Source organism: Azospirillum sp. TSO5, from assembly GCF_003116065.1.
In the GTDB taxonomy this organism is placed as follows: domain Bacteria; phylum Pseudomonadota; class Alphaproteobacteria; order Azospirillales; family Azospirillaceae; genus Azospirillum.
Map to the genome: position 1 here is coordinate 23794 of NZ_LGQY01000129.1, position 8009 is coordinate 31802.

The window sequence follows — 8009 nt, forward strand, 5'->3', positions numbered from 1 at the left end:
CGGCCGACCCCCCACGCACTCTAGACCTTCCAAATCATTTCGTCATCGGAAACACTGGAAATCCCAAAAATCTGCGACCGCAGGCCGCTGTATTCCTTGGGAAATTACTTCACCGTCCGCAAGAAACAAAGCAATCTCCGGCAGGATGTTTCATTTCCTCATACCGTCGCATGTTCGGCTTCGCTGCCGGCCGCCGGCCGGATATGGGACGACAGCGCCTCCAGCGTGGCATCGGCGACGGGTCCAAGCGCTTCGGCCAGCGGATCGCCGTCGGGGCAGCCGCCAAGGCTCTGCATCCGCTGTTCCAGCAGCGAGGCCAGACGGCTGAGCCGCACGGCGCCGATGTTGGCCGCGGTTCCCTTCAGCGTGTGGGCCATACGGACCAGGGGCGCCCCTCCCGGTCCGGCCCCATCGCGAATTGCGGCCACGCTGTCGTCCACCGTCCGCCGGAAGGCGGCCACTGTCTGGATCCAGGCCTCGTCGCCGATCACCGAGCGCAGCGAGTCGGCCTGCTGGGCATCCAGCAGCGGCGCCGTGCGCCAATGCTCCGGGTCCCTGGCGCTGGTCAATGGGGCGCCGGTCAATGGGGCGCTGGGCGACGGCGCGGAGGATGGCGCGGGTGGCGGAACGGGCGGCGGCAGGGTGGCGGTCCGCGCCGGGGAGGACTGCTCCGGCTCCCCTTGCGGCGGCGCAGTGCGGTCCGGTCCGGCGCCCGCCCCATCCTCCGCCCCAGCCTCCGCCGCCCGCGGCGCGGCGGCCGTCCTCAGCACGTCATACAGGTCGGCCGACACGATGGGCTTCGTCAGATAGGCGGTCATGCCGGCGGCGAGATATTCGGCGCGGTGGCCGGGCATGACGTTGCCGGTCAGCGCGACGATCGGCAGGCGGGACACCTCGCCCGGCATGGCACGGATGTGCCGGGTGGCGGTGACGCCGTCCATCACCGGCATCTGCACGTCCATCAGGACGAGGTCGAAGCCGCCCTCCTCCACCAGCCGCACCGCCTGCAGCCCGTCCTCCACCGCGGTCACGCGATGGCCGGCGCGGCGCAGCATGGTGACGACGATGTCGCGGTTGATCTCGTTGTCCTCGGCCACCAGCACATGCAGGCTCGCCGACGCTGCCGACGGCAACGGGGTCGCCCCGCCCTCCGCCGGCACCGCTTCCGGCCCGCAGGGCACGGAGAGCACGCCGGCCGACGGATCGGCGGCGGGTTCGCAGCGGACGGTGAACCAGAAGGTGCTGCCCTTGCCCTCGGCGCTGGTCACGCCGATTTGCCCGCCCATCAGCGTCACCAGCTCGCGGCTGATCGCCAGCCCCAGGCCGGTGCCGCCGAAGCGCCGGGTGGTGGAGCTGTCGGCCTGGGTGAAGCGGCGGAACAGGGTCGGCTGCACGTCCTCCGGGATGCCGATCCCGGTGTCGGCCACCTCGAACCGCAGGAAGAAGGTGCCGTCCGCCGACAACTCCCCCTCCTGCCCGACCCGCACGGCGACGCCGCCACGATGGGTGAATTTCAGCGCGTTGCCGACCAGATTGACCAGCACCTGCCGGATGCGGCGCAGGTCGGCGCGCACACGGTCGGGCACGGCGGGCGCCACCTCCCGCGTCAGGATCAGGCCGCGCCCGCAGGCGGCCGGCTCCAGCAGGTCGATGCTGTCGCCCAGTACGGCGCGCAGTTCGAAGTCGACCGGCTCGACCTCCGCCTTGCCGGCCTCCAGCTTGGACAGGTCGAGGATGTCGTCGATGATCTGCAGCAGCGCGTTGCCCGACCGGTTGGCGACGTCCAGCAGCTGGCGCTGGTCGTCGTTCAGGTTCGGCCCGTCCACCAGGGCCAGCGCGCCCAGAACCCCGTTCATCGGCGTGCGGATCTCGTGGCTCATCGTCGCCAGGAACTCGCCCTTGGCGCGGTTGGCCTGATCGGCCGCCTCCTTGGCACGGCGCAGGCTGGCCTCGATCTCGCGCTGGGCGGTGACGTCGCGCAGGGCACCGGTGACATAGCGGCGGTCGCCCTCGCGCCAGCCGGCCAGCGTCACCTCCAGCGGGAACTCGCTGCCGTCCTTGCGGCGGCCGGTCAGCTCCCGCACTTCCGACCGCGGGACCGGGGCGTCGCTCCCGCGGTAGGTGGCCAGCAGCCCGTCATGCACCGCGCCGACCGCGCTCGGCATCAGCCGGGTCATCGGCCCGCCCACCACATCGGCGGCGCGGTAGCCGAACAGCCGCTCCGCCGCGCGGTTGAAGGCGTCGACGGTCCCATGCTCGTCGATGGTGACGATCGGCTGGCCGACCGCCTCGAACATGGCGCGATAGCGCGCTTCGCTGGAGGCCAGCCGGTTGGCGGCCATCTCCCGCTCGGTGACATCGGTGGCGGAGCCGCGATAGCCGCGGAAATGTCCGCCTTCGTCGAAGATCGGACGGCCGCTGACGCTGAAATAGCGCAAGCCGGCCGCCGTCATCACCCGGTAGCGGAAATTGCGGAACGGCTCCCGCCGCTCCATCAGCTGGCGGTGCCGCTCCCACCTGGCGGCATCTCCCGGCTCGCGCAGGGCGACATCCTCCCGCCGCAATCCGATGGGCAGCGTGCCGTTGGCGACGTGCGGCACCAGCGGCCCGGCCAGATGGGAGAATCGCAGGTCGGCGTCCATCTCCCAGAACCAGTCGGAGGCGGTCTCCGCCTGATCGCGGAAGCGTTCCTCGCTCTGGGCCAACCGGCGGGCCAGTGCGGCAAGCCGCGCCGTCTGCCGCGTCGCCAGCAGCGCCATGCCGACCAGCACGAGGCTGCAGGCCGCCGCCGCCAGCAGATAGAGCCGCTGCCGCGTTCTGGTGTCGGCCAGGAAGGACGCCTCGTCGAAGGCGGCGATGACGATCAGCGGATAGGCCGTCAGGGTCCGGAAGGACTGGAGGCGCGGAATGCCGTCGATCACGCTGGCGACGCGCATGAACCCGGTGGGCTGGCGGCGCGCCATCAGCAGAACCGGCGATTCGCCGACATCCCGGCCGACGATGCGGTCGTTCATCTGCAAACGGGCGCGCAGGATGCCGTCGGTGCCGATGATCGCCACCGCCCCGTTGGGGCCGACGTCCAGCTCCTCCAGCGAGCGGCTGAAATAGAAGGGGTCGATCGACGCGACCAGCACCCCGGCGAAGCTTCCGTCGCTGTTTTCGACGCGCCGCGTCAGCTGGATCGACCATTTGCCGGACGCCCGGCCGAACACCGGCTTGCCGATGAACAGCCCGGCATTCGGGTTGTTGACGTGGACGCGGAAATGCTCGCGGTCGGCCAGATGGACACGGGCCGGCGCATCCTCCACGCTGGTGTGGATGAGGTCGCCATGCCCGTCGATCACCGCCAGCTGGAGCAGGATGCCCGACCGCTCCACCGCCTGGCGCAGCATGCTGGTCAGGCCGGGGGGCCAGCTGTCGCCATGCTCGTGGAAGTCGTCGATCAGGAACAGCAGGATCTGGTCGGCTTCGGCCATGGTCCGGGTCGCCTGCTCGGCGACGACGCGGGCGAGGTTGCCGCTGTCGCGCTCCGCCCGCGCCATCGCCTCGGCATTGTCGTAATGGGCGAGCGCAAGGGCGGTCGCCCACAGCCCGGCGGCGATCACCAGGGTCGCCGTCCAGATGGCGGCGATGAAGCCTTGCAGATGAAAGCGCCCGCCCATCAGCGCCGCTCTCCCGCATCGTCCGCGTGCCGCGGACCGCCTGAATCGTCCGTGTGCCGCGGACCGCCCGCGGCGAGTGCCGCCACCCCGCGCGCCAGCCGCGGCAGATCGACCGGCAGCGGCAGCAGCAGGTCGGCCGGACCGCCGGCATCGGCCCCCAGCCCCGCGGAAGCGGGGCCAGCCGCGGCGTAGAGGACGCAGGGCAGATCCGCCCGCAGCGCTTTCAAGCGGCCGGCCAGCGCCCTGCCCGCCGGAAGCGCGCTCAGTCCCGGCCCGATCACCACCGCATCGAAGAAGCCCGGCTCGTCGGTGACGACCTCCAGCGCTTCGCGGAGATCCTCGCAGACCGAAACCTCGAATCCCTGCCGCTCCAGCCCGGCCTGGAACCGGTCGCCGGACGCCGGATCGGCATCCACCACCAGGATCTTGTATGTCGGCGCGACAAGGTGCCGCGCCGGGGCTTTCGCAGCGCGTGGGAAGGACGCCGCCGGAGCAGGGGCCAGGGATTGGGATTGGAACTGGGACGGCGATGCGACGGGGATGTGGAGCCGCACCGCCATGCCCTCCGCCGGGTGGATCAGCAGGCTGAGGCCGCCGTCGTGGCGCCGCGCCGTCTGCAGGGCCGCCGGCCAATGGGCGTCCTCCTTCCCGGCCGTCTGGCCACGGCGGTAGCAGCTGCGGGCGGCCAGCAGGGGATCGGCCAGCCCCGCCAGAACCTCGTCCGCCAGCGGCGAACCGTCGACCCGCAGTTCGAACAGGACGTGCGGACCCGGCAGCGGCGTCAGCAGCGGGCGGACGGTCCAGCCGGCCGCGGCGGCATCGGCATCCGGATCGTCCGCGTCCGCCGGGAAGAAGGCGCGCAGGCAGAGCCGGGCGTCGCCGCCCCTGCCGGTGGCGGCGAGGATCTCCACCGCCAGTCCGGCCAGCGTCCGCGCCAGCAGGCCGGCGTTGCAGATGGGGTCGGGCGTGCCGGCGTCATGACGGATGGAAAGGCTGCCCGGCGGCGCCGGCACCGCGCGCAGGAGCGTCGTGGCCTCGTCCAGGACCATCCCGGCCGGTTCGGGCTTCAGATTGACCGGCTCCGTCCTGGCTTCCGCCACCAGCCGGCGGAGGCCGGAGCGGGTGCGGTCGACGGCGGCGACGACCCGGCCCGCATAGTTGGCCTGGGCCGAGCCCTCCGGCAGGTCGCAGACGAGGAAGTCGGCATAGCCGGCAACCGCGCCCAGCGCGTTGTTCATGTCATGGACGATGGCGCCGGCAAGGTCGGCCCGGGCATCCATCGCCGCGATCTGCTGGCTGCGCAGCCGCTGGTTGGCCTGTCGGCCGCATTCCCGCAGCGCCTCTTCGAGTGCCGCAATCGCGGCGGAGCTATCCGCCACCGGCACGTCCGGCCTGTCGGCCGATGCGGAGGGAGCCGGTGCGGGATGGGCCTGCGGCCTTTCGTCTCCGACCGCAAGGCGGCGCGCGCTCCGGATCGACAGAAGCGCCAGCCCGCCCGCCGCACCGCTGCCGGCCGCCATCAGGGGAAGCAGCCAGGGCAACACCTCGCGCAGGGGGTCGAGCGCGGAGAGCAGAAGCACCGCCGCTCCGGCCAGCGCGGCGAGCGCGGGCGCGGGCGCCGCCATGCCGCTGCCGGAAACGCCGGCCGAAACCGCCGGAACGGTTCGGGCCGCGAGCGGGCCGGACAGGGAATGGTCGGATGGGCTCATCAGCGACTCGGGTTGCAGCGACTCGGAAGCGGCCGTATTGCGGTTGCGTCCGCCCCTGCGGCGCCGGACGGAGATGGACGACCGGAGCAGCGGAGCGAACAGGAGGTGACCATAGCAGAAAGGATGGGATCATGCTGCTGGGACCACCCCTATGCTGCCCCCTATGCGACCCCCAATGCGACCATGCCGCTCATCCACCGCAGCCCGGACGGGCGGCGGGTCAGGTCGACGCTTCGTTCAGGCTGCGCGACAGCAGGCCGGCCTGCTGGGCGCGGCGCACGGCGTCGGTGCGGTTGCGTGCCCCCAGCTTCCGCAGGATGCGGCGGGTGTGCAGCTTGACCGTCACCTCCTGAAGGCTGAGGTGCCGCCCGATCTCCTTGTTGGTGGCACCGGTGGCGAGCATCGACAGCACCTGCTGTTCCCGCTCGGTCAGGGGCGACGACGGCGCCCCCTCCCCCTCCGGAGACGGTCCCTCGCCCTCCTCCGCCTCGTCGATGTCGAGCGACAGGTCGGTCATGTGCATCAGGTCGAGCGCCACGCATTTCGGCACGAAGCTGCCGCCTTCCGCCACCAGACGCAGGGCCTGGGCCAGGATGCGGCGCGGCGTGGTCTTCGGCAGGAAGGCTTCGGCGCCGCAGCGCAGCACCTCCAGCGCGGTCAGCGCATCCTCCGCCCCGGTCACGACGGCGACCGGCCCTTGGACCCCCGACCGGCGCAGCACGCTGATCGGATCGCTCCCCTCCGCGCCCGGCATGCGCCAGTCGAGCACGATGAGGTCGTACCGGAAGACCACGGCTGGGGCGTCGTCGTCAGGGTTCCGCAAGACGGGCAGTTCCAATAACGAACCGATGCAGCCGACCTCCGCATCCGGCCATGCCTGACGGATCGACAGCTCGAGCGCGTCCCGGAACAGGGGATGGTCGTCTGCCACCAAGATCTTCATCAACCAGCCTCCGCCGCCCTCGGCCAAAACTCATCCTAAGGTATCAACACTCCCTGTTATGCCGTCCGAAATCTTAAGTTTTCGTGGCTTTGCCATATTTCACGTCGGTCATAGTCCGCAGCCGCGTCCGGCTCGGTTATTTTCCCGGTCGCGGGATAATATCCCCACTATCCCATTTCCCGCCTCCGCTATCCCAGACACAGCGGGTGCGCGCGCCGGTGGACGTCTATGGTGAGGCTTAGCGAATTCCATCCGGCACAACCCGCCGGCGTGCGGCGGAAGACGGAAGCGGCGACCATGGACATGACCCTTTACGAGCTGCGGCCCAAACCCGCTCCCAAGCCCGCTCCCTCCGCCGGTTCCGCCGATTCCGTCCTGCTGGTCGATGACGATCCCGATTTCCGCGAGATGGCGCGCATCGCCTTCCTCCGTGCCGGCTACCGCGTGCTGGAGGCGGAGAACGGCAATGCCGCGCTGGCCATCATGGCCGTCCATCCGGTCGATCTGGTGGTGACCGACATCATCATGCCGGAGGCCGACGGGTACGAGGTGATCCTGCGGCTGAAGGAGCAGAAATCGCGCCCGCCCCTGATCGCGGTGACCGGCGGCAGCCTGCGCCTGCGGATGGAACTGCCGGGGATGGCCCGGCTGCTGGGCGCCGAGGCGGCCTTCGAAAAACCAATCGATCTGAAGGCCCTGCTCGCCGAGGCCGGCCGGCTGATCGCCGCCCGCAAGGCGGCAGAGGGCGAGAGTGCCGAACACAAGACAGGCGAACGTAAGACCGGGAAACACGAGGCGGAGACCGCAGGGTGAACATCCTCATCGTCGATGACGACCGCACCAACCTGTTCATCATGGCCGCCATCGTCCGCAGGCTGGACGATGTCGACCCGGTCACGATGGAAAGCCCGCTCGACGCCGTCGAGTGGCTGCGCGGGAACGAGCCCGACCTGATCCTTCTGGACCAGATGATGCCGGACATGGACGGCATGGAGCTGCTGCGCCACATCCGCGACGATGCGCGGCTGGACACTGTCCCGGTGGTGATGGTCACCGCCAACACGGCGGTCGACATCCGCGTGCGGGCGCTGGACGAGGGCTGCAACGATTTCCTGACCAAACCGGTCGTCGTGCCGGAGGTGCAGGCGCGGCTGCGCAACCTGCTGGCCCTGCGCCAGAGCCGCGCCCTGCTGCGCGACCGCGCCGCCCTGCTGGCCAACGAGGTGGAGCGGGTGACCGCCGCCCTCCAGCGCCAGGGGGAGGAACTGGTCAACCGCCTGTCGCGCGCCTCCGAATACCGCGATCCCGAAACCGGCGCCCATATCGAGCGGATGGCGCTCTATTCCCGGCTGATCGCCGAAGCGGCCGGCTGCGGCGCCGCCTATGCCCAGGAGCTGATGAAGGCGGCGCCGATGCACGACATCGGCAAGATCGGCATTCCCGACATGATCCTGCTGAAGCCGGGACGCCTGACCGCGGAAGAGATGACGCTGATGCGCCAGCATGCCGCCATGGGTCATCGCATCCTTGCCAACAGCGACATCCCGCTTCTGCGTCTGGCGGCGGAAATCGCGCTCAGCCACCATGAGAAATTTGACGGAACGGGCTATCCCAACGGCGTGGCCGGGACCGCGATCCCGCTGTCCGGCCGCATCGTCGCCATCGCCGACGTGTTCGATGCCCTGACCTCCACCC

Annotated in this window: 5 protein-coding genes; 2 read left to right on the forward strand and 3 right to left on the reverse strand. The window is 70.4% G+C overall.

Annotation, left to right across the window (positions count from 1 at the left end):
* Positions 1-158 precede the first annotated feature (158 nt).
* The 3 genes from TSO5_RS27865 to TSO5_RS27875 all read right to left on the reverse strand — a co-directional run bounded on the left by TSO5_RS27865 (position 159) and on the right by TSO5_RS27875 (position 6314).
* Positions 159-3662 carry a PAS domain S-box protein gene (locus TSO5_RS27865; RefSeq protein WP_109154664.1) on the reverse strand — a complete coding sequence of 1168 codons (3504 nt, stop codon included), beginning with the start codon at positions 3660-3662 and terminating at the stop codon, positions 159-161.
* A complete protein-coding gene (locus TSO5_RS27870; RefSeq protein ID WP_199231040.1) occupies positions 3662-5371 on the reverse strand; it encodes a response regulator in 1710 nt (569 codons plus the stop codon). Before TSO5_RS27870 ends, TSO5_RS27865 begins: the two co-directional genes overlap by 1 nt.
* Positions 5372-5591: 220 nt before the next feature.
* Positions 5592-6314 carry a response regulator transcription factor gene (locus TSO5_RS27875; protein WP_109154665.1) on the reverse strand — a complete coding sequence of 241 codons (723 nt, stop codon included), beginning with the start codon at positions 6312-6314 and terminating at the stop codon, positions 5592-5594.
* Between the two features lie 297 nt (positions 6315-6611).
* On the opposite strand from TSO5_RS27875, the gene TSO5_RS27880 reads away from it, so the two are divergent.
* Both TSO5_RS27880 and TSO5_RS27885 read left to right on the forward strand, forming a co-directional pair.
* Positions 6612-7127: a response regulator gene (locus TSO5_RS27880; RefSeq protein WP_109154666.1), complete on the forward strand. Its 516-nt coding sequence runs from the start codon at positions 6612-6614 to the stop codon at positions 7125-7127.
* On the forward strand, positions 7124-8009 hold an 886-nt coding region (locus tag TSO5_RS27885; protein ID WP_109154667.1), incomplete at its 3' end, for an HD domain-containing phosphohydrolase. The genes TSO5_RS27880 and TSO5_RS27885, both read left to right, overlap by 4 nt.